The 21,345-nt window shown below is 40.0% G+C and carries 19 protein-coding genes; 3 read left to right on the forward strand and 16 right to left on the reverse strand.

The annotated features are described in order from the left end of the window. Positions 1-818, reverse strand: an 818-nt coding sequence (locus tag AAGC65_RS04085; protein WP_343111136.1) for a PA domain-containing protein, incomplete at its 3' end; no start/stop codon positions are given. Positions 819-1,008: 190 nt separating this feature from the next. Beyond that, on the reverse strand, positions 1,009-1,899 hold the full coding sequence (locus tag AAGC65_RS04090) for a glycerophosphodiester phosphodiesterase family protein (RefSeq protein WP_343111137.1): 891 nt from the start codon (positions 1,897-1,899) through the stop codon (positions 1,009-1,011). Between the two features lie 183 nt (positions 1,900-2,082). Between AAGC65_RS04090 and AAGC65_RS04095 the strand changes: the two genes are divergently transcribed. Continuing rightward, on the forward strand, positions 2,083-5,472 hold the full coding sequence (locus AAGC65_RS04095) for a DEAD/DEAH box helicase (protein ID WP_343111138.1): 3,390 nt from the start codon (positions 2,083-2,085) through the stop codon (positions 5,470-5,472). A 75-nt stretch (positions 5,473-5,547) separates the two neighbouring features. Here AAGC65_RS04095 and AAGC65_RS04100 read toward each other — a convergent pair whose 3' ends face one another. The 9 genes from AAGC65_RS04100 to AAGC65_RS04140 form a co-directional block, all read right to left on the reverse strand. Then, entirely contained in the window at positions 5,548-6,993 is a 1,446-nt protein-coding gene (locus AAGC65_RS04100) for an MFS transporter (RefSeq protein ID WP_343111139.1), read from the reverse strand. A gap of 62 nt (positions 6,994-7,055) precedes the next feature. Beyond that, positions 7,056-7,625 (reverse strand): TetR/AcrR family transcriptional regulator, encoded by a 570-nt coding sequence (locus AAGC65_RS04105; protein WP_343111140.1) that lies wholly within the window; start codon positions 7,623-7,625, stop codon positions 7,056-7,058. Between the two features lie 147 nt (positions 7,626-7,772). Continuing rightward, positions 7,773-8,027: a methyltransferase type 11 gene (locus AAGC65_RS04110; RefSeq protein WP_343111141.1), complete on the reverse strand. Its 255-nt coding sequence runs from the start codon at positions 8,025-8,027 to the stop codon at positions 7,773-7,775. A 57-nt stretch (positions 8,028-8,084) separates the two neighbouring features. Then, on the reverse strand, positions 8,085-9,032 hold the full coding sequence (locus AAGC65_RS04115; protein ID WP_343111142.1) for a DUF6268 family outer membrane beta-barrel protein: 948 nt from the start codon (positions 9,030-9,032) through the stop codon (positions 8,085-8,087). Positions 9,033-9,339: 307 nt separating this feature from the next. After that, a complete protein-coding gene (locus tag AAGC65_RS04120; protein ID WP_343111143.1) occupies positions 9,340-10,326 on the reverse strand; it encodes an aldo/keto reductase in 987 nt (328 codons plus the stop codon). A 60-nt stretch (positions 10,327-10,386) separates the two neighbouring features. After that, positions 10,387-10,683, reverse strand: a complete 297-nt coding sequence (locus AAGC65_RS04125; protein WP_343111144.1) for a metalloregulator ArsR/SmtB family transcription factor — start codon at positions 10,681-10,683, stop codon at positions 10,387-10,389. A gap of 85 nt (positions 10,684-10,768) precedes the next feature. Continuing rightward, positions 10,769-11,824, reverse strand: a complete 1,056-nt coding sequence (locus tag AAGC65_RS04130) for an AI-2E family transporter (RefSeq protein WP_343111145.1) — start codon at positions 11,822-11,824, stop codon at positions 10,769-10,771. Positions 11,825-11,919: 95 nt separating this feature from the next. Next, entirely contained in the window at positions 11,920-12,237 is a 318-nt protein-coding gene (locus tag AAGC65_RS04135; RefSeq protein WP_343111146.1) for an HTH domain-containing protein, read from the reverse strand. Positions 12,238-12,319: 82 nt separating this feature from the next. After that, complete coding sequence (locus AAGC65_RS04140; protein WP_343111147.1) at positions 12,320-13,528, reverse strand: FAD-binding protein; 1,209 nt, start codon at positions 13,526-13,528, stop codon at positions 12,320-12,322. A gap of 308 nt (positions 13,529-13,836) precedes the next feature. On the opposite strand from AAGC65_RS04140, the gene AAGC65_RS04145 reads away from it, so the two are divergent. Then, a complete protein-coding gene (locus AAGC65_RS04145) occupies positions 13,837-14,364 on the forward strand; it encodes a hypothetical protein (protein ID WP_343111148.1) in 528 nt (175 codons plus the stop codon). A 37-nt stretch (positions 14,365-14,401) separates the two neighbouring features. Here AAGC65_RS04145 and AAGC65_RS04150 read toward each other — a convergent pair whose 3' ends face one another. The 3 genes from AAGC65_RS04150 to guaB all read right to left on the reverse strand — a co-directional run bounded on the left by AAGC65_RS04150 (position 14,402) and on the right by guaB (position 17,988). Beyond that, a complete protein-coding gene (locus AAGC65_RS04150) occupies positions 14,402-14,986 on the reverse strand; it encodes a TIGR00730 family Rossman fold protein (protein WP_343111149.1) in 585 nt (194 codons plus the stop codon). A gap of 64 nt (positions 14,987-15,050) precedes the next feature. Next, positions 15,051-16,424 (reverse strand): S41 family peptidase, encoded by a 1,374-nt coding sequence (locus tag AAGC65_RS04155; protein WP_343111150.1) that lies wholly within the window; start codon positions 16,422-16,424, stop codon positions 15,051-15,053. Positions 16,425-16,518: 94 nt separating this feature from the next. Next, a complete protein-coding gene (guaB, locus tag AAGC65_RS04160; RefSeq protein WP_343111151.1) occupies positions 16,519-17,988 on the reverse strand; it encodes an IMP dehydrogenase in 1,470 nt (489 codons plus the stop codon). A gap of 217 nt (positions 17,989-18,205) precedes the next feature. Here guaB and AAGC65_RS04165 point away from each other — a divergent pair, with 217 nt between their 5' ends. Further along, on the forward strand, positions 18,206-18,592 hold the full coding sequence (locus tag AAGC65_RS04165; protein ID WP_343111152.1) for a VOC family protein: 387 nt from the start codon (positions 18,206-18,208) through the stop codon (positions 18,590-18,592). Between the two features lie 133 nt (positions 18,593-18,725). Here the strand turns inward: AAGC65_RS04165 and AAGC65_RS04170 are convergent, their stop codons facing one another. After that, positions 18,726-20,003, reverse strand: coding sequence for a pitrilysin family protein (locus AAGC65_RS04170; protein WP_343111153.1), 1,278 nt, complete (start codon positions 20,001-20,003; stop codon positions 18,726-18,728). A 113-nt stretch (positions 20,004-20,116) separates the two neighbouring features. Next, positions 20,117-21,345 (reverse strand): pitrilysin family protein (locus AAGC65_RS04175; RefSeq protein ID WP_343111154.1); only part of this gene is annotated, 1,229 nt, incomplete at its 5' end.

The raw sequence follows: 21,345 nt of genomic DNA on the forward strand, positions 1-21,345 counted from the left end.
GCCTTAAGTTGACTTATAACTGCTTCTAAGGACTTATTAGCGCTACGAAGCAGCAGTCTGAACATGTTATAATTGATACTCCCAAATACGCTTATTTGGTCTGAATAATAAGTTTGCGATACAGCTACCTTATTTTGGTTATCCAATACACTATAAATACCTTTATCAATGCTATTCAAATGTGCTGTAGAATCTGCAGAGCCAATGATTACCCCTACCGCACCATGCTCAGCCGCTACTTTCAATATTTGAGTAGTATTCATGGTATGAGCAGCTACTGATGAGGAGAATTTTTCAGGGGCGCCACGCGTGATCAGCACAATTTTTCCTTTTACATCAAGACCAGCGTAGTCATCATAACCCTGACCCGGCTCGCTGATACCAAAACCTGCAAACACCAATCCGGCTGATAATTTAACTTGAGGTACTGACGGGTTCGGATAAATAATATAGCTATCATCACGCAGTATAAGATTATTTACCTGTCCGCTGCTGAGTGATAAAATCGGATGTTGAGTATACGCCCTGCGAAGCCTAACCGTCTGCAACCAGGTACCGCTTTCGCCAGCGGGTTTAACATTAAGCGATTTTAGCCGGCTAATAACATAATCAACTCCCATTTGGTAACCTTCGGTTCCAGGTGCCCGGCCTTTAAGCTTATCATCGGCCAGATAGGTAATGTCGGCCTTCAACTGTTCTGAGCTAACCTGAGCTAAAGCCTTTTCAACATTCGCACCTAATTTTACTTGCTGCGCAAATACATTACTAACAAATAAAAATGTTGAAGCAAGCAATAACAGCCGGCAAATTTTAACCATTACTTATATAATTATAAATATTCAACAAACAATAGCCCGCAAGTTATTAACTAAGCTACTTACCGGCAAATTTTTAGCGATAATGTTACCCTAAACGAACAATAAAAACATAAAATGCCCAAGGCTTAAAGCTTTGGGCATTTTAAAAGTTCAGGAAAATAAATTTAAGCCTGAAAAAGAATAAACTGCTTTATTTGTTTTGATAACTACCAAATAGCTTTACTAACTTATCAGGATAATCAGATATGATACCATCTACTTTTAAATCAGCCAAAGCCTTCATATCGGCTTCGTTATTCACTGTCCACGGTAATACTTTAACATGATTTTCATGAGCTGTTTTTACCATTGCTTCATTCACGCTTTTATATTCAGGACTTATGATAGTTGGTGTAAAACCTAATCGTTGAATATTAACCTCGTAAGTACCTGTCGAGGTTAAAAACGCGGTTGTTATTTTAGGCCATTTCTGGTGCAACACCTGCAACGTACGCGGATCAAATGATTGTATAATAACACGCTTTGCTATTTTCTTTTCAGTAATTACATCCATCAATAATTTCACAAACACATCAGGCACAGGATTGGAGATGTTATCGCCAGCCGGATGACTTTTGGTTTCGATATTATAGTATACCGGTTTAAGATGATTAACTTTAACGTAATTCTCCACACTATCAATCAATTCTGATAATAAGGGTTTATAGGTTTTCACCTGCTTTTGTTCAGGAAACTCGGGGTGTGGTTTTACGCCTTCCTGAAAGGAACGGATGCTATCATAAGGCATTTTGTATAAAATGTAATTTCTTTCTTCGGCCTTGGTAATTGCAGATCCATCAGGTTTAAGCATAATAACCGACGACATGGTTTGATCGTGCGAAACAACCACTTTTCCGTCAGCTGTTATATTACAGTCCAGTTCAAGTGTACGTACACCTACCTTTACTCCATTGATCATAGAAGGTACAGTGTTTTCGGGCATAAGCGCGCGGCCACCACGGTGCCCTTCGGTATCAAACTCCTGTGCTTTAAGGGTAAACAAGCTACCGCCGGCAAGCAGCAACGTTAATAAATACTTCATGTTTTTCATTCAGTTCGGTTGTATTAATGAGCGGCCAATATCATCAATTTTTATAATCTGTATGTGTATAATGTGTTAAATCAATTTGCTGTATTAAGATGCTACTTGTCTTAATTTTTTAAACAGGTAACAATTCTATCCTTAATTGTTAAGATATTTGACCATATACAGGTCAGTAACATTTTGGTAAATAGCACAATCAGTAATCAGGAAGAAAACCCTGCAAATCATACTTTTATTTTAAAAGGAACCCCTTTTGAAAGCATCAACGAAACTTTCCTATCCCGATATACTTCGGGTGAGGCATTTTTTGATGGCAGCGGATACCCGGATATTGTGCCTGTAACGTTAAGTATTAACGAGGGTACATTTACCAATCAGCGCGCAGTAGACTTCCCCAATGTTACTGTTGTACAAAATACGGAGCAATTATTGATTTTATGTGATTGCCAGGCCCAAGCTGGTAAATTTTGTCCTCACCAGGCACTGGTGTTAACTGCCATCATTAAACGGGATGAGCTAAGCATATTTTTTAATCCCAGCTTACGCAACGAAAAGTTAAAAAAAATAGCGATTGATTACGGCCTTGAAAATGAACCCGATCTGGATAGCTTTTTCAACTTACAGTACCAGGATAAAAAAACGAATATAACTCCAGCGCTACCCTCGCTTATACCTGTTACTAAAGAAAGTCTTGGCGCTTTAAAACAAATTGTATTACCTGCCGGGCCCGAAGCAGGCAACCACCGTGATGATGCTGAACAATTTACATGCGTTATTTTAAAACAGCACAAGTATTATAACTACCTGTATGTAGAGCTTTATAACGCGCAGAAAACAAAAGACGGCAAAATTAAAAATCCGCTTAAATCGGTTAATCCTTTAGATCATATTTGGGAAACTGAAGATCATGAGCAATTAAAGTTTTATACCGCGGTTAATAAATTTCAAAACCATTTAAACAGCAAAAGTTCTACCACTGATATCAGCGCTTTACGTGCCATTGTTAAAAACCCCTTTGGTTATGATTTTTACTATCACAACAACGATGTATCTGAAAATATAACAGCGTCAAGTGTTGTACCGGTTAAGGTTTTTTTGATGCCGCACGATGTCAGTTTGGCTGTAACTACGCGTAATCAGTTCTACGAACTTTCCGGACAGCTAAAAATTGATGGCAAAACCTATCCTTTAAAAGATCTTACCGTCAAATTCACTTACTTTGTTTTGATTGAGGATACACTTTACTTGATGGATAACCTGCAAACGCTGGGTATAATTGAGTTTTTAAAGAAAAAGCCCGACAACCTGCTCATTCATCAATCAAAATACAAAGAACTTAAAACGCACCTGCTATCCGGGTTAGAAGATAAGGTAACCATTGCCTATCAACATATTAAACCAGCAACAGCCAGTCAGCTAAAACAGCAGGGATTTAATGCTGAGACCGAAAAGATTATTTACCTTTCCGATTTCGGAAGCCATGTCATGATCATTCCGGTTATGCGTTATGGCGAGGCTGAAATACCTGTACGTACTAAAAGAAATATTTTTGGAGTGGATGATAAAGGCAATGAATTCATTGTAAAACGCAATGACGAGGCTGAACTTGACTTCACTACCCTGCTTATTAAACAACACCCTTATTTCACCGAACAACTGGAAAACGACCTGCACTATTTTTACCTGCATAAAAGACATTTTTTAAATGAGGAATGGTTTTTAAATGTTTTTGAAGAATGGGCCAGTCAGGGTATTACGGTATTAGGCTTTAATGAATTAGAGGGCAACAAGCTTAACCCTGATAAAATAAACATTACCATCAGAGTACTCAGCGGCATAAATTGGTTCAATACCGACATTCTTGTACGCTTCGGCAACAAGAAAGCTACCTTAAAACAGGTACATAAAGCCGTACGTAACAAAAACAAATATGTACAATTAGATGATGGCACGCTCGGTATTTTGCCCCTGGAGTGGATAGAGAAATTTACCAAATACTTTAACTCGGGCGAGATCGTGGATGCCGAAACGCTGCGCATTTCAAAAACCAATTACTTAACGATTGAGGAGTTATTTGATCAGGATATATTATCAAATGAGGTAAAACTCGAGCTAAAAACCTACCGGGAAAAACTGGCCGATTTTGACCAGATAAAAGAAGTTGAAGTTCCGGCGGGATTAATGACCACATTGCGTCCTTATCAGCAACAAGGCCTCAATTGGCTTAACTTTTTAGACGACTTTAATTTTGGTGGCTGCCTTGCCGATGATATGGGTTTGGGCAAAACCATACAGATCATCGCTTTTATCCTTTCGCAACGGAATAAGGCAAAGCATAACACCAATATTTTAGTTGTACCTACTTCCCTCATTTTTAACTGGCAGCAGGAAATACTGAAGTTTGCCCCTTCGGTAAAAGTACATACCATATACGGTACTGATCGTATAAAAAACACCGATGACTTTAATCAATATGAAGTAATATTGACATCCTACGGCACGCTGCTTGCCGACATCAGCTTTTTAAAAAGCTTTGAGTTTAACTATGTTTTTCTGGATGAGTCACAATACATTAAAAACCCCGATTCGCAACGTTATAAGGCGGTAAGGTTACTCCAGTCGCGCAACAAAATAGCTATAACAGGCACTCCCATCGAAAACAATACTTTTGATCTGTACGGTCAGCTATCTTTCGCCTGTCCAGGACTGCTCGGTACCAAACAATACTTTAAAGATATTTACGCCGTTCCTATCGATAAATTCAAGGTAAAAAAGCGAGCTACCGAACTTCAAAATAAGATCAGACCATTCATTTTACGAAGAACCAAAGAGCAGGTTGCTGCCGAATTGCCGGAGAAAACTGAAATGGTACTTTATTGTGAAATGCAGGAGCAGCAACGCAAAATTTACGATGCCTATGAAAAAGAATTCAGGGAGTTTATATCGGCTACCAATGGTGATGTGCTGAAAAAAAGCGCTATGAATGTGCTGAAAGGGCTAACTAAGCTCAGACAAATTTGCGACTCTCCTTTGCTATTGAACGGGGAGAAACCTCCGGGTGATGAATCGGCCAAAATTGATACCCTGATAGAGCAAATAGAAAGTAAATCGCCTCAGCATAAAATACTCGTGTTCTCGCAGTTTGTTTCCATGCTTGATTTAATCAGAAAACAACTTACCTCCAGGAATATCAGTTTTAGCTGGTTAACCGGCAGTACTCGAAACCGCGAAGCGGTAGTAAATCAGTTTCAAAGCGATCCGGATATCCGGGTGTTTTTGATCAGTATGAAGGCTGGTGGTACCGGCCTGAATTTAACAGAAGCTGATTATGTTTACCTGGTTGACCCGTGGTGGAACCCAGCCGTTGAAAATCAAGCTATCGATCGGTCGCACCGAATTGGGCAGGATAAAAAAGTAGTAGCTGTACGGCTGATAACTCCTGACACCGTTGAGGAAAAAATTATGCTAATGCAGGATTCAAAAAAAGTATTAGCAGATGGCCTGATCAAAACAGATACTTCTTTTCTGGCATCGTTGTCAAAAGCTTACCTATTAAGTTTATTAAGTTAAAGGAATAACTATCCTCATAAAAAAACAGGATGCAAAAACCTGCACCCTGTTCATTTAAACAACAAGCAACAACAATTAATGGGTAGTTGCTTTACCCAGTTTCTGATAAAAGAACAGCAGCAACATAACAGCCGCTATAAAGGCTGTCAGAAAGATCAAAACAACGTGATAAGCGCCGTTAACGCCGCCTTGTTGATGAGCTACAAAAAAGTATACACCTGCCAGTACACTTACACCAAATGCCGATGAAAACTGTTGCACAGTTGAATATATGCCACTGGCAATACCGGCCTGCTCATGCGGAACATCCTTAAGTGCTATTTTAAGAAAAGATGGTACTAACAAACCAGCGCCAAGGCCGTAGCAGCTAAATGATGTTAAAACAGCTAATAAAGGCAGGCTATCCCTAAACCATATAAATTGGATTACAAATGCCGCTACTAACGATAAGCAAGCTACCTGCAATATTGGTGTGCCATATTTCTGCACGTTTTTGATAGACCAGTATGATGAAAGCATGAACATAAGCCCCAAAACCACAAAATAGGTTGCCGAGGTTAGCGGATCTATATGATGACCTTCCTGTAAAAACAGGGCACATGTAAGTAAAAAGGCACTAAATAAAGCAAAGTATAATGATACCATACCCAGGCCGAGGTTGAAGCTTCTTATTTTAAAGAGGTGCATTGGCATCAAAACACTTTTATGCAAGCTAATGCGACGATATTGGTAACGCACGAAAAAATACAGTATCAATATCGATGATAAGAGCAACACTATTGTCCAAACAGGCCAGCCTAATTCGCGGCCCTGGATTATAGGGTAAATAAGGGATGTTAGCCCGGCGGTTAACAGAAACACCCCTCCCATATCAAAATTTGCCTTTTTACTTAGTTTTGATTCAGGTATAAACAAAGCTGCCATCACAACAGCTGTTAAACCCAGGGGCACATTGATCAAAAATATCAGCCTCCAGGGCTCATGCATCAGGTGCGATGTTACCAGATAGCCGCCCAAAAACTGTCCTATTACAGAAGCAATGCCTACAGTTATACCATAATATCCGAGCGCTTTACTTCTGTATGAACCATGTTTAAAATTCAGCTGAATAAGGGTTACCGTTTGCGGTGCGGCAAAACCTGCCGAAACTCCTTGCAAAAATCTAAAAATGATGAGTTGTTCTATAGTGCCCGCATAACCGCACAAAGCCGATGTTAAAGTGAAAACGAAAAGCCCTAAAATAAATACCTTTTTACGACCAAAATGGTCACCTGCGCGGCTGCCTGTAATCAAGAACACAGCATAGCCAACCAAATAAGCAGCTACAATACCTTGCACAGCGCCATTTGAAGCACCAAAATAGGTTTGTATACTGGGTAAACTTACATTGATGATAAACACATCTATAACGGTAATAAGCGGCGCAAATAATATGGTGATCAGTATAAGCCACGGGAAAGTAGTGTGAGTGGTAACTTCGGATACCTCAGCTATTTCAGGTACGGCAAGCTCTGTTTTCATGATTAAATTTTGTTTGAGATGAGATTAAGTACAGACATGTCTGTCTGTTATAATTTATTTTTTTAAATGTCTTTTAGCAAACCGGCCAATACTTTCCGGCCGTCTGCCAACGACTCCGTATTCTTAAAAAGTGTAGCTTGCAACAGCCCGCCTTCGGCAAGGTTAAAAATCAGGTTAACCGTTTCATCAAGCTTTTCTTTGGATAGCGGTTTTATAGCCAGTAATTGGTCAGAGATGAATTTCTTTATAACCAATTTATGTTTTTGGATAATGTTGGTTGAGCTTTCATTCAGATTGGGTTGCTCATATACCACTCGTAAAAAAGCACAGCCTTTAAATTCATTGGTGGTAAGCAAATGCATCCTGTAATCAAAAAAGCCAAGCAGTTTATCTATACCTTCAGCATAATTTGCGGTGAATTTAGTCAAGCCCTCCATCCATGATCGAGTCCTGGTTTCCAGATATTCATTAAGTAATGATTCTTTAGAAGCAAAGTGTTGATATAAACTTGCCTTGGCTATTTGAGCTTCTTCAATTATTTGATTGATGCCCGTAGCCTGGTAGCCCTGCTGATAAAACAATCTTGAGGCTGTTTCCATGATACGTTCTTTAACCCCTGCATGCTCTTTCATTTTTTATTTTTTAACGCCAGCAAAGTTACCGCTCAAAAAATAAGTAGACAAGTCTGTCTATTTTTATTACAAATGAATTATAAAACAAAACAGCTACCCAAATACGGGTAGCTGTTTTGTTTATGATATGCCAATATTGATATTATGTTATGTCAGTATTTCACATCGGTAGCCGTTATTGTTTAATAACTTAATAACACTTTGCACCGGGATATTCTCGGCTTCTACACGTAAAATATTGTCACAATCTTCCAGGTCAAAATTGATATAACTATTGGGTATATGTTGCCTGAGCTTTCGAATAATACGCGTCGCCTGGCTAACTTCCCGAACATCGGTTTTAAATACTTCAACCATTTTAGTGATCATAGTTGTTGCTGAATATATCTGTTTAATCCTCATTATTTTATTAATTATTTGATGATAACCGCTTTATAAAAGCATTAAAAGCTGTATTAATTAAAACCGGTAACTGATACCTGTTGAAAGCGCAACGCCCCTCTTTTGCAGTTCGGCCAAAGGAACCCGGTCATTCAAATTATTAAAGGGTACCCAGTTTACTTTTTGATCTTTAGAGTACAAATCTAATTTTTGGGTAAAGTTGTAGCCTGCGCTAACCTCTACCGAAAAGTTTTTAGCCAGCATGTAATTGTAAAATAATGTGCTTCTGAATTGCTGTGCCTGGAAATAAGCTGAATTCATTTTTTTCGATAATCGATACGAACCACCACCAATACCAAAATCGGCATTGACGCCCATTGAGCTTTTTGTTGATAGCTTATATTTGAGCTTTTCCGAAACCGGAATGATACCCGATAAGCTCCATTTATCGCTGATATTCCAATCAATACCAAACACAGGGATCAGCACTGAACCAAAAAACTGTTTGGAATAAGCAACTCCTACAGAATAAGAAAACTTAGCCGATGACCTGATCCTTAACATGGCTACACCCGAATAGAGCATGTCATCGCCAGAAACATCTTTCAGATCTGATGATAATGTAGGCACAAACGAAACCAACAAGGCATATTTGGGCGACAGCGCTTTTTGAAAGGTGAGCGGCACAGAAAAGGAATGAAAGTTTGTTCCACCAAATTCAGAACCTATACCTGACAGAAACAAACCGCTATACCCTACCCCTGCAAGCAGAAAGTCAACTTTTCCGTTCTGCATTCTGCTATATAACGGTAGCGTAAGTGTGCCGTTAACCTGTTGTATATTCATATCTTTACCGCCAACTTTAAAGGGAGAATAAGTATAGTTACTCTCGAACGAACCTAAATTGGGCACAGGTGTTATAGGCGCCGCTACGCTTTGTTCAACCGGGGTATTCTGTTGGGCCTGTGTGGATAGTTTAAATAAACTTAAAATTATAACGATCAACGACAATACTTTTGTTTTCATGAGTGCTGTAGGGTGTTTTACTTATTAAATATGTTACCTAACTGAACATTAAGTGGATCCTCCTTAATGCATAGCCAGACTTTATTATTGTTAATTTCCATTGAAACACGCTGAATTAGGTTTACCCTTACTCGCTCATGAAAATTATTTATGCATATGGTCAGGCAAAACACAACTACCCCTTAGCCCTTTTGAAATTATTCGTGGAGATGACATTGCGATGATAAGTCGCCATAAATAAAATGGCCTGCCCCATATAAGGGCAGGCCATTTTAAAATTGAATTTTTTTATTTAGAAAGCTGATTATCAGTCTTTATCAACCAGCTTATTCAAATCCTCACTGTATCTTGGGCCTGTGTTAGGATATTTAGCTAAAATATCTTCAATAGCCTGCATATCCGAAGCAGATAATTCCACATCAACCGCAGCAGCATTTTGCTCCAAATATTTGCGTTTTTTAGTTCCGGGGATAGGTATAACATGTTCGCCTTGTGCCAGCACCCAGGCAAGCGCCAATTGCGCAGCGGTAGCATTTTTACCCGCGGCTATTTCCGCAAAACCTTGCGCCAGCTTAGTATTATTTTCCTGATATTCCTGTTGGTAACGAGGCAATCCTTTACGAAAATCATTATCAGCCAATGTACTTACATCTAAGGTATTGGTCATTAATCCTCTTGCAAGCGGGCTGAACGGTACAAATGATATACCCAATTCTTTGGTAAGCGGTAAAATAGTTTCTTCTACCTCCCTTGTTAAAACCGAATATTCACTTTGTAAAGCGCTAATTGGATGAACGGCATGTGCTTTTTTAATAGATGCTGCCGAAGCTTCTGAAAGTCCTAAATAACGTACTTTACCTTCTTTTACTAGTTCGGCCATAGCACCTACAGTTTCTTCGATGGGCACATTAGGATCTACACGGTGAGCGTAATACAGGTCTATTACATCCACTCCTAAACGCTTTAAGCTTTTTTCTACAGCAACTCTCATATATGCCGGCGAGGCATCAAACTGAACGCCTTTTTCGCCCGGATTAGATCTGAAGCCAAATTTGGTAGCTATAAATATTTTATCACGATGTGCTTTTAGCATCGGAGCCAAAAACTCTTCATTTACTCCGTTCCCATAAACATCGGCAGTATCCCAAAAGTTGATACCCAAATCAATCGCGAGTTCTAAAGCTGCAATTGATTCTTTATCATCCGGAGTTCCATAAGCTGAACTCATGGTCATGCAACCTAATCCTATTGCCGAAAGCCTTTCGTTTGTGTTTCCTAATAATCTGTATTTCATTGTTTTAATTATTAATACCTATTTAAAAGATATAATAAATCCGGATAGATGTTTTCAGACTTAAATTTCAGAAGCCACAAGCAAGCTCAACTGTTCAAAGGCAGCTTCGTTTCTTTTATAATAAGTCCACTGGCCTTTACGAATAGAGGTAACCAGACCAGCCCTTTGCATAACCGACAAATTTTCAGATATGGTAGACTGGGTCATGCCGCTTTTTTTCTGAATTTGGCCTACACATACACCTGTAGCAAACGGCTCCTGTTGTTCCGGAAAGTAAGCTTCGGGCGTTTTAAGCCATGTTAAAATTTGCAACCTGGTTGGGTTTGATAAAGCCTTAAAAACATCTAAATGATTCATAGCACAAATTTATATCGTATTTTCCCGATATTCCAATTGATATTATTTTCATTACATTAGATTGACACCCTCACCCTCGTATTAATTATGATTGAGTTACTTTATTGATCTTTTGAACATATAATTCATCAACTAATATCATCACAATGGCCAGCAAAGGAACCGCAAGCACTACACCTAATACTCCAGATAAGGTACCCATTAAAACCTGGGCTAAAATGGTAAGGGCCGGCGGCAGATCAATCATTCTTTTCTGGATAAGCGGCGTTACCACATAGCTTACTATTGTTTGAGTAACCATATATATCAACGCGACAATAATGGCTGTATTAGTACTTATAGTGAGCGCAAGCAATACTCCCGGAACCATAGCTGCCGCTGAACCGAAGTTGGGAATAAGTTTCAGTAAGCCTGTAAGCAGCGCCAGCACAAGCGCCACCGGAATACTCATAATACCCAATCCGATAGTTAGTAATATAAATACCAACACCATTGACAGCATCATGCCCTTGAGCCAGCCTTTAAGGGCAATACTGATACGGTCAATTACACAATGACCAAGCTCTTTCCTGTCCTCAGGTAGTAGTTTAATGATACCATCTTTATACAAATTAGGGCTGGTGGTAAAAAAAATGGCCAGAAACAGGATAATATACAGATCGCCCAGTACACCAAAGCTGGTACTAAAGAATTGCTTAACCGTAGTAAACATCTGATCGGAATTATCATCTGACAGATATGACAATAGTTTATTACCCAATGAACTTTCAGCCAATTTAAGCTTGACTGTGTTTACCGTTTTGGGTAGTGAATCACTTAATACCGCTATTTGTTTTGATATGGTAGCGCCCATAAACCAAAATAGCAAAGCCAGTATAATAAATGAGCCACCAACAGAGATCATCATGCATATACGTCGTTTCCACTTGGTTTTACGCTCTATCATATCGCCCAGGCCATGAAAATAAACAGATATGAGTATACCTGCTAACACCATTAACAGTACGTTAAAGGCAACGCGTGCAATTAAAATAACTACAACCAATAAGGCTACTATGGCTACTGTATGCCACACTTTTTGGATATAGGTTAGCTCTTTTTCAGTCTCACTTTCTGTTGAATGTTTTTGATTTGCAGGCATATGTTATCATTATTTTAACATACATTACAATAATTAAACATAAAAGTTTTAGTAATTACCTTAGCCTATCAATACGATAATATAGTTAATCCGTTTTATTTACCTTTTAGTTTATTATTATCAGCCAATAGCGCTAACACATCATTTTTCACCGCATCAGGAATAAGCATTATGCTATGTGAAACCTGCCCTTTAAACTTACTCCCTGCTACAGGGAGGCAATAACCATTCAGAATAAAGCACCCCTTATCGTCTTTATACTGTACTTGTATACGTAACCGGGTAAGCAGCTCCATATCGCGGTAAACGGTACGGGAGCTGATGTGGAATTTTTGTTTTAAATAATCAACCGTTACAACCTTCTGTGTTTGTAAAACAGCAAGCATTTCCAAAAGCCTGTCAACCCTGTTCATTTTGTTTGTATCGGTTTTTGATACAAAAGTGCCAGCGCCTTATGACAGCAGTATGTCAACTATAAAATATGTTTAGTTTGCACTAAGCATAAATTTCGTGGCTCAAAAAGTCATTCCTGAATTTCCCATGAGGGTCATATTCGGCTACTAATTTTTTAAAGTCGTTTAGCTTTTCATAGCGCGATTCCAGTACTTTAGGCGCCAGGGTAAATATTTTACCCCAGTGAGGCCGAGCATTAAAGGGTGAAAGTTCTTTTTCAATAAGCGGCAGTAATTTCAGCACCGCATCTGTTTCCTGTTTCCAGGTAAAATGAATGGTAACTGATGTTTGATTATGGCAGGGGCTCATCCATAAACTATCGGCTGCAATGGTGCGGATCTCGGTAATAAATAAATGCGGACCGATCTGCTTACCCAATCGGGCAACAGCTTGTATGGCTTCTACGGCATGATGTATAGGTACAAAATACTCTGATTGAAGTTCTTTACCGCTGCTGGGTGTAAAACCCATTTTAAAGTGAGGCAAACGCTCATACCACGGCCCCGGAACGCCCATTTGTTCTGTACAATTTTCGGCCGAGAGCGCTATAATGGGATGCAAGTTTTTAGTGGCTGCCTTTGCTCCGTAAAACTCAGAGCCGTTTTGTTCTTTATCAGTACCTATGCGGCTTTTTATCCAAACCTCATTAATACTATCATGCTGCCAATCTGTAAATAAGCTAACGCTATAGCCTGCCGATACTATTTTTTCAAAATGCTCCTTTACCTGTGCCATAGGCATATTGGTAAATACGCGTTGCTGCATCATAAAGGTTGGTTCCACTCTCAGCGTAACTTTGGTGATTACTCCCAAGGCTCCCAATCCCACCACTGCAGCGTTCAACTTTTCAGCGTCAGCTGCTTTGGATAGATGTACTAAGCTTCCATCAGCAACTACTATTTCCAAAGCAGTAACGGCGCTTGAAAGATTGCCGTTTTTAACCCCTGAGCCATGCGTAGCCGTGGTAATTGAACCGGCGACCGAAATATGGGGCAAGGAGGCCAGGTTATTAAGCGCAAAACCCTGTTGATGCAAATAAGGTGCGAGTTCACCGTATTTAATACCTCCTTCTACCGTAACCGTATGAGCTTTTTTATCAAGGTTAACTACTTTATTCAATTCTTTGGTCGATAGCAGGTTGTCTTTACTATCGGCAATAGCATTAAAACAATGTCTTGTGCCGAGTGCTTTAAGCTTGTTATGTTTTTTCACCAGTTGCTGTACCTCTTCAACCGATTTGGGATAAAACACGTTATCTGTGCTGTAGGTTAGGTTTCCGGCCCAGTTTTTAAACGTTCGGGCAGCGTCCAACCCTCAAGTGATGACAATAAAGGAGTAGCCATTAAGGTAGTACTTAATTGAATAAATGTTTTTCTTCTCATAATGCTTCAGGTTGAATACAATGTAGCACTAAAAATTCAAAAATAGTAAAAGAACATTTTGTTTTCTGGTTAACTCATCTTAACTTAAAACAACCAAAACTTAATATCTGATACCTAAAACATTTAGGAGTTCTGACGCTTTTATACGTAACAATTTAAACCAATAATTATATCGTTATGAAACACGCATTCATTTTTGGGACAAGTATATTTTTAAGTAGCCGAAACACGCTGACCGTTAAAGATGGTGAGAAAAAAACCGAATTTTTAAGGGTCCTCTCTTTTTACAACCATCAGAAAGGTTCGGCAGACCATTTGCTTAGCATTGATGCTAATATTACTGATACATCTGGCGCAGTGATCAGGATCAGTGCTAACCGCTTGGAGGAGGGCCCGGCAGATATTCATATAGAAACTGAGCCACACCGTGTTTGGGTGTTTAAAAAAGGGCATCACGAGCCGCTATTGGATGTTTATCAACTTAATGAGCATGAATTTCATGGCCTGTCAAGCCATATACTAAACGAGATCGAAGCACAGCACCCCGACGCGGTAGTAAGTATTAAAGGTGATTTCAAAGTGAGTGGTGTTCACTTTTTTATTGAGAACGAAAAAATGTTTGTTAATAGCAATGGCTTTGCCAATGGTGTAGAAAATGCTCACGACGGCGTTATCCTGACACCTGGCGAAGCAGCAGATTATTAAAAATGAAATACCAAACCGGTAAAGCGTAATCTTTTATCTAAGTAAGATTTTTATCCCTGAACCAAACCTCATCGGGGCTGGCCTGAAAATTATCCATCAGGTTAATAAGTTCAATCGAGTCTGTTGATGTGATGACGAGGTTACGGTTTACCGGTTTTAATAATTGTTGTTCAACCATTACATCAAGCTGTTTCAATAAAAAATCATAGAAACCGTTAACATTCAGCAAGCCTACCGGATGGGTGTGTAAACCCAGCTGTAACCAGGTTAATACCTCGAAAAACTCTTCAAGCGTACCTAAACCGCCTGGCAGGGTAATAATACCATCGCACAAATCGCTCATCAACTGTTTGCGCTGGTGCATGTTTTCAACAATGTGTAATTCGGTTAAGCCAGTGTGGCCAACTTCCTTATCCATTAAAAATTGAGGTATTACTCCTATGGCCTTGCCACCTTTTTGTAAAACAGCATCTGCCAATAAGCCCATTACCCCTACCTTACCGCCTCCATAAACCAGGCTAATATTCCGGTTCACCATTACTTCGGCTAATTGTATAACAGCTTGTTTTAATACAGGGTCGCCGTTAAAATTGGCACCACAGAACACACAGATAGATTTCATAAAACAAATATGTATTAGTTTAACTTTTAAAACAAATGCTCCGGAATTATCGGGGCATTTGTTTTTATATTTTCTTCAATTGCGGATTCACGGTAATGTTTCCGTTTGATAATGTTTTGCGGATAAGTCCCGTTATCCCTCCTTTAGCATCACGGTTAATATACACCCGTGAAACGTTAGGTCCCATATAGCTATTCAAACCGGGTATAACCAATACATCTGGCTTAACTTCTTTCATCGCATAGCTTTCAACCGGTTTACCGGGCTCCACTCGATTCCAAAGCAAATCGCCTTTGGTATAGGTTATGGTAATATTACTGGTGTACTTACCTATAATTGAACCATATTTACTTTTCATATTCACAGGGGTGTTGCTGGCAATCTTGCTATCATCAACCAGCCATTGGGCTATTTCTTTCTGGGTAGAATCCGCAGCATTTTTCAGCATATCCTCCAAGATGAGCTTACGGGTTGCTATAAGGGCATCATCTTTACCTATTTCTACATCAGGTACCACGCCGGTTCCTTCCCAACCCTCGTTGCTGTTCGGCCCAACAACCATTTTAAAAGGTGTAAATACCACCAAATTACTTTTAAGCGCTACAAAAGTGCCTGCTATACCTGCGCCGGCAGTTGTATCGCCAACAATGGTTCCTCGTTTTAATTTTTGCATAGCATAAGCAAAACCTTCAGAAGCTGAACCTGTACCCCTGCCAACAAGGATATACACTTTAGCATCGCGCATATACTTACCAGGTACGTAGGCGTAAGTCCACTCCTGCTCATCATGTTTGCGATCTTTATAAAAGCCGTTCAAATAAAATTGCTCATTACCCGGATCGTAAAAGTAAGAAGCCAGAAAGCGCCCCATTTGTCCGGTACCACCCGGATTGTGGCGTATGTCAATAATAACGTATTTGCTATAGGCAGCCATGTTCATGCTTGCGGCAGCCATCTCAAATGCCTCCTGCGAACCATAAAACGGCCCAGGTACATCTATGTAAGCCGTAGAAGTAGCTCCATCAATTTCTACCTTTTTAAAACCGTAGTTCGCTTTACGCTCGGAGTCATCATCGGCATTACGTCTGCGTCCGGTACGCGGGGTGGTCAGATTTTTATAAGTTGTTTCATTACGCATAACCCGCAGGTGCACATCTTTATGTGTTTTACGCAGATCATCGGTAATTTTTGTTGCGAGTTCATCTTCAGTTAAACCATTATAGCTTCCGTTGGCATCATTTTTCAGGAGAGCTTCTTTGTATTGGGCGCTGATTTCGGGAAATGGATACACTTCAACCAATTTATTGGCAAGCTTGGTCACAATTTCATGGCTATCAGCATTACTTACCGTTTGCGCCTCTGCGGCTAAACAGGTTGTAAAAAAGATTCCTGCCGTTATCAATATGCGATAAGCAAAATTTGAGTATGTTTTTTTCATAAAGTAGGGAAATAATAAGAATCAAATCAGACCGAAAAAATACTAAAAAAGGAGCCAATTGGCTCCTTTTCATTTTATCTTTTATCAAAAACGCTTAACGTGTATAGTTAGGTGCTTCTTTTGTGATGGTAATATCGTGCGGATGGCTTTCGCGCATGCCAGCAGCGGTGATACGTACAAATTTGGCTCTCTGCAGATCCTCAATGTTAGCGGCACCACAGTAGTGCATACCTGCACGTAAACCGCCTATGTATTGGAATATCACCTCGGCCATGTTGCCTTTGAATGGTACACGGCCAACAATACCCTCCGGTACTAATTTGGTAACCACATCAGTTTCGTCCTGGAAATAACGGTCTTTTGAACCTTTAGCCATAGCCTCAACCGAACCCATACCACGGTACGATTTAAACTTACGGCCTTCGTATATGATGGTCTCGCCAGGTGATTCTTCAACCCCGGCAAATAATGAACCTGCCATGATAGAACTTGCGCCTGCCGCTATAGCCTTAACAATATCTCCAGTTTGTTTAATACCACCATCGGCAATAACCGGAACGCCGCGACCTTCCAGCGCTTTGGCGCATTCATAAACCGCGTATAATTGTGGAACGCCCACACCGGCTATGATACGTGTTGTACAAATAGAACCCGGACCAATACCCACCTTAACCGCGTCAGCACCGGCATCTGCCAGGGCAATAGCGGCATCGGCAGTAGCAATGTTACCGGCGATAACCTGCAAATCCGGATATAATTTTTTAACCGCCTTCACCATATCTATAACTCCTTTTGAATGGCCGTGTGCAGTATCAACAGTAACCACGTCAACACCGGCGTTAACCAGGGCGGTTACGCGTTCAATATTATCTGCAGCAACCCCAACAGCGGCGCCTACACGCAGGCGGCCAAACTCGTCTTTACAGGCGTTAGGGAAGTTTTTAACTTTCTGAATATCCTTGTAGGTAATAAGCCCGGTTAGTTTACCTTCTTTACTTACAACCGGTAGTTTTTCAATTTTATTGCTTTGCAGTATGGCAGCAGCATCAATAAGGTTGGTACCTTCCGGCGCAGTAACCAAACCTGTTTTGGTCATCACCTGGCTTACCGGTACGCTCATATCTTTCTGAAAACGCAGATCGCGGTTAGTGATAATGCCTTTAAGCCTGTGCTCGGCATCAATTATCGGGATACCACCAATGCTGTACTCCTTCATGATCTGTTGTGCATCGGCTAATAAAGCATCTTCCTGTAGTGTTACAGGATCCTGGATCATGCCGCTTTCTGAACGTTTTACCTTACGAACCTCATCGGCCTGGGCCTGGATGGTCATATTTTTGTGCAGCATGCCTATACCACCCGCCTGGGCAATGGCAATTGCCAAGCCTGCTTCGGTAACGGTATCCATAGCCGCAGATATGATGGGAATGTTTAACCTGATTTTTTTAGTTAAAAAAGTACTGGTGTTAACTTCGCGCGGTAAAACTTCTGAATAAGCCGGGAGTAGTAAAACGTCGTCGTAAGTTAATCCTTCGGCAACAAATTTTGATGGGTCTAACTGCATAGCAAATAATTATTTTGGAGTTATTATTTGCCGGGCAAAGGTAATAAATATTTCGGATTTAAGAATTGATGTTTCGGATTTATTTAAAAGAGATCAGAAAATTGCCTTTCCGTGATAATTGACCATTTATAAGAAACAACTCGATCAGAATGATTAATACGTTCTTGAGGAAATTGATTTAAAAAGTATATTTATACTTAAAAAAGCAAACTTAACTATGAAAAAAGTAACCGGCATTGGAGGCATATTTTTTAAAAGTAAAAACCCCGATGAACTAAGAACATGGTATAATCAAAAACTGGGTATTGAAGCTGAAGCATATGGCGCCATGTTTCAGTGGAGAAAGTTTGATGATGCCGATCAAACAGGTGTTACCGTCTGGAACCCCTTTCCGGAGAACACTACTTATTTCGATCCCTCCAAAAAAGATTTTATGATGAACTATATTGTTGAAGACCTGGAGGCATTGGTTGACGAACTTAAACAGGAAGGCGTTACTATTATTGACGAAATTGCCGTAAGTGAGTATGGTAAATTTTTACATATCCTTGATCCTGAAGGCAACAGTATTGAACTATGGGAGCCCCCTGCTGAACAGCAATAAAATTATAAAACATCCCTTTTATAATTTTGTCATTGCGAGCGAAGCGTGGCAACCGCAACCTTTACAGAGAGATTAGCACAATCCGCGATTGCTTCGTTGTTCCTCCTCGCAATGACATTTTTCATCCCAAATCCTAATACTTCCCTACAATCACTTTATAAAACTGATCAAAGTTCCAATACTTATTGGCCAATTCTTTTAATTTGTCGGCGGTTATAGTTTTTATTGTCGATGTGTATTTATCGTAATAATCATACCCAAGGCCGGCAAAATGTATATTCTTGAATTTATCGGCATGCGAAAAAACATTCTCCAGACTACCCAGTAATGATCCCAGCATAAAGTTACGTACTAAGGAAAGCTCTTCGTCTGGTATCAATTCTGTTTTTAACAGGTTGATCTCTTTTTCAATTTCGGTTAGCGTGTCTTTGCAAACATCCGCGCCAACTTCAGTAGCTATAAAAAACGAACCACCATGTTTAAACGAGCCTAATCCAGAGCCGATACCGTATGTATAGCCTTTATCTTCACGGATGTTAGCCATTAACCTGGAACCAAAATACCCACCAAAAACTGTATTCAACACCTGCATGGGCTGAAAATCGGGATGGTTACGATTCACAAATGGCATCCCCATTCTAATAGCAGATTGCAGCGCTTCGGGCTTTTCAGTATAGTAAAAAAGATCGGCGGCCGGTTGCAGGCTCGGCTGTGTTGTATCGGCTGGTTCTAATCCATTTTTCCAGTTGCTATCAAATGTATCTTTAATCAGCTTTAAAGCATCCGGCTCAATTTTACCGGCAATGATCAGTGTACAGTTTGATGGTTGGTACATTTTTTTATAATGCGCCAATAAATCATCGCGCTGTAGGCTTTTGTAGTTATCAAAAGTTGCACCCAAGCCGTATATCGTGTCGCCGTAAATAGCTTTATTAAAATCACGGCGGGCTACCACATCATTTTTTTGCAGACTTACCTGTAGTTTTTGTTGCTGGTTACGTTTAAAAGTTTCCAGCTCCTTTTCAGGAAATACAGAAGCGGTTAAGATGTCCTTAATAACCGGCAAGGTGTGGTGCAAATGCTTATTTAAGCTATAAAGCGTAACCTGCGAGTTTTCGTACCCATAATCAACCTGTAAAAAAGCGCCGTAAAAATCAATTTTATCGGCAATTTGCGCTGCAGTTAAGGTATCTGTACCTTCGGTCAGCATGGTATTAACCGCCATATTAAGTAACGGCTTGGCCGCGTCAAAACGCAGGTTGCCGAATATCCACTCAATGCGTACCAGTTCCTGGTCACCGGAATTAAAGCAGTATATATTACAGCCATTATCCAGTTTGGTATGCTCGGGTTTAATAAGTTTTATATTATCAATAGCCTTAAATTCAGGGGCTAATTTTCTGTCGATCATAATCGTTTTATATTTTTATCTGAATCAGAATTCACCGAATTACTGAATTTTCAGAATAATGAACTTTTATTAAGTCAATTCTAAAATTCAGTAAATTCTGATTCTAAAATTATTTAAGCCAAAGCTGATTCTGTTTTCTCGGCCAGATAAACAAGGGTTGATGAATTATCCACCCTGAATATTTTATTAGCGGCTGCTTTTATTTGTGCTGCGGTTACAGCCAAATATTTAGCAGTTTCATGGTTAAGCATTTCAGCATCGCCCAGCAACTCAAATGATGCCAGATTCATGGCCTTATCCAATAGTGACATTTCTGAAAACACCATCGTCGATTCTGTTTTGTGCTGCACCTTGGTCAGTTCATCTACCGGGATCTGTTCGTTCTTGATCTTCTCCAGCTCATCCCAAATAGCGGCTTCGGCCTGTTCAATACTGATATTTTCAAGCGGTTTACCTTCCAGTATAAACATTCCTTTATCAAGGCTGCTTGTAATATAGGCATGTACCTCGCTAAATATTTGCTTGTCCTGCACTAAACTACGGTATAAGCGCGATGAGTTTCCGCGCGAAAGTACGTCTGATAACAACTCTACAGCGTAGTAATCCTCATCAAGGCGGGCACCCATCTGAAAAGCGATATATACATCATTCAGCGGCACTTTAGCAGTAACCACTTCACGGCGTTCTTCACGTTGTTCTGGCTCCTGAACCAAATTGCGATGATATTTTTCACCGGCTGGAATTGGTGCAAACCATTTTTCGGCCAGTTCCTTTACCTGCTCCAACGTTACATCGCCGCCCACTACCATGATAGCGTTTTGCGGATTATAATGCTTTTTGAAAAATGCTTTTACATCCTCCATTTGGGCATCCTCAATATGTTTGATGTTTTTACCAATGGTAGCCCATTTGTAAGAATGTTGCTTATAAACCAGCGGACGCAGTTTTAACCAAACATCGCCGTAAGGCTGGTTTAAATAGCGTTGCTTAAACTCTTCTATCACCACATTGCGTTGTACCTCCAGGCTTTTCTCGCTAAAAGCAAGGTTCAGCATGCGGTCACTCTCCAGCCAAAAAGCGGTTTCAATATTGGCTGATGGCAGGGTAATATAATAGTTGGTAATATCGTTACTGGTAAAGGCATTATTTTCGCCTCCTACCCTTTGCAGGGGTTCATCATAGCTTGGTATGTTTACAGATCCGCCAAACATCAGGTGTTCAAATAAATGAGCAAAGCCTGTTTGATCTGGATTTTCGTCGCGGGCGCCTACATCATATAGTATGTTCAGCACCGCCATTGGTGTAGTATTATCTTCGTGAACAATAACCCGCAGGCCATTAT

This window comes from Mucilaginibacter sp., assembly GCF_039207105.1.
In the GTDB taxonomy this organism is placed as follows: domain Bacteria; phylum Bacteroidota; class Bacteroidia; order Sphingobacteriales; family Sphingobacteriaceae; genus Mucilaginibacter.

What these genes read in the sequence shown, in the direction of transcription:
- AAGC65_RS04090 (WP_343111137.1), bottom strand. Translation starts at nt 1,899, where the DNA reads ATGAAGTATTTATTAACGTTGCTGCTTGCCGGCGGTAGCTTGTTTACC.
- AAGC65_RS04100 (WP_343111139.1), bottom strand. Translation starts at nt 6,993, where the DNA reads ATGAAAACAGAGCTTGCCGTACCTGAAATAGCTGAGGTATCCGAAGTT.
- AAGC65_RS04105 (WP_343111140.1), bottom strand. Translation starts at nt 7,625, where the DNA reads ATGAAAGAGCATGCAGGGGTTAAAGAACGTATCATGGAAACAGCCTCA.
- AAGC65_RS04110 (WP_343111141.1), bottom strand. Translation starts at nt 8,027, where the DNA reads ATGAGGATTAAACAGATATATTCAGCAACAACTATGATCACTAAAATG.
- AAGC65_RS04115 (WP_343111142.1), bottom strand. Translation starts at nt 9,032, where the DNA reads ATGAAAACAAAAGTATTGTCGTTGATCGTTATAATTTTAAGTTTATTT.
- AAGC65_RS04120 (WP_343111143.1), bottom strand. Translation starts at nt 10,326, where the DNA reads ATGAAATACAGATTATTAGGAAACACAAACGAAAGGCTTTCGGCAATA.
- AAGC65_RS04125 (WP_343111144.1), bottom strand. Translation starts at nt 10,683, where the DNA reads ATGAATCATTTAGATGTTTTTAAGGCTTTATCAAACCCAACCAGGTTG.
- AAGC65_RS04130 (WP_343111145.1), bottom strand. Translation starts at nt 11,824, where the DNA reads ATGCCTGCAAATCAAAAACATTCAACAGAAAGTGAGACTGAAAAAGAG.
- AAGC65_RS04135 (WP_343111146.1), bottom strand. Translation starts at nt 12,237, where the DNA reads ATGAACAGGGTTGACAGGCTTTTGGAAATGCTTGCTGTTTTACAAACA.
- AAGC65_RS04145 (WP_343111148.1), top strand. Translation starts at nt 13,837, where the DNA reads ATGAAACACGCATTCATTTTTGGGACAAGTATATTTTTAAGTAGCCGA.
- AAGC65_RS04150 (WP_343111149.1), bottom strand. Translation starts at nt 14,986, where the DNA reads ATGAAATCTATCTGTGTGTTCTGTGGTGCCAATTTTAACGGCGACCCT.
- AAGC65_RS04155 (WP_343111150.1), bottom strand. Translation starts at nt 16,424, where the DNA reads ATGAAAAAAACATACTCAAATTTTGCTTATCGCATATTGATAACGGCA.
- guaB (WP_343111151.1), bottom strand. Translation starts at nt 17,988, where the DNA reads ATGCAGTTAGACCCATCAAAATTTGTTGCCGAAGGATTAACTTACGAC.
- AAGC65_RS04165 (WP_343111152.1), top strand. Translation starts at nt 18,206, where the DNA reads ATGAAAAAAGTAACCGGCATTGGAGGCATATTTTTTAAAAGTAAAAAC.
- AAGC65_RS04170 (WP_343111153.1), bottom strand. Translation starts at nt 20,003, where the DNA reads ATGATCGACAGAAAATTAGCCCCTGAATTTAAGGCTATTGATAATATA.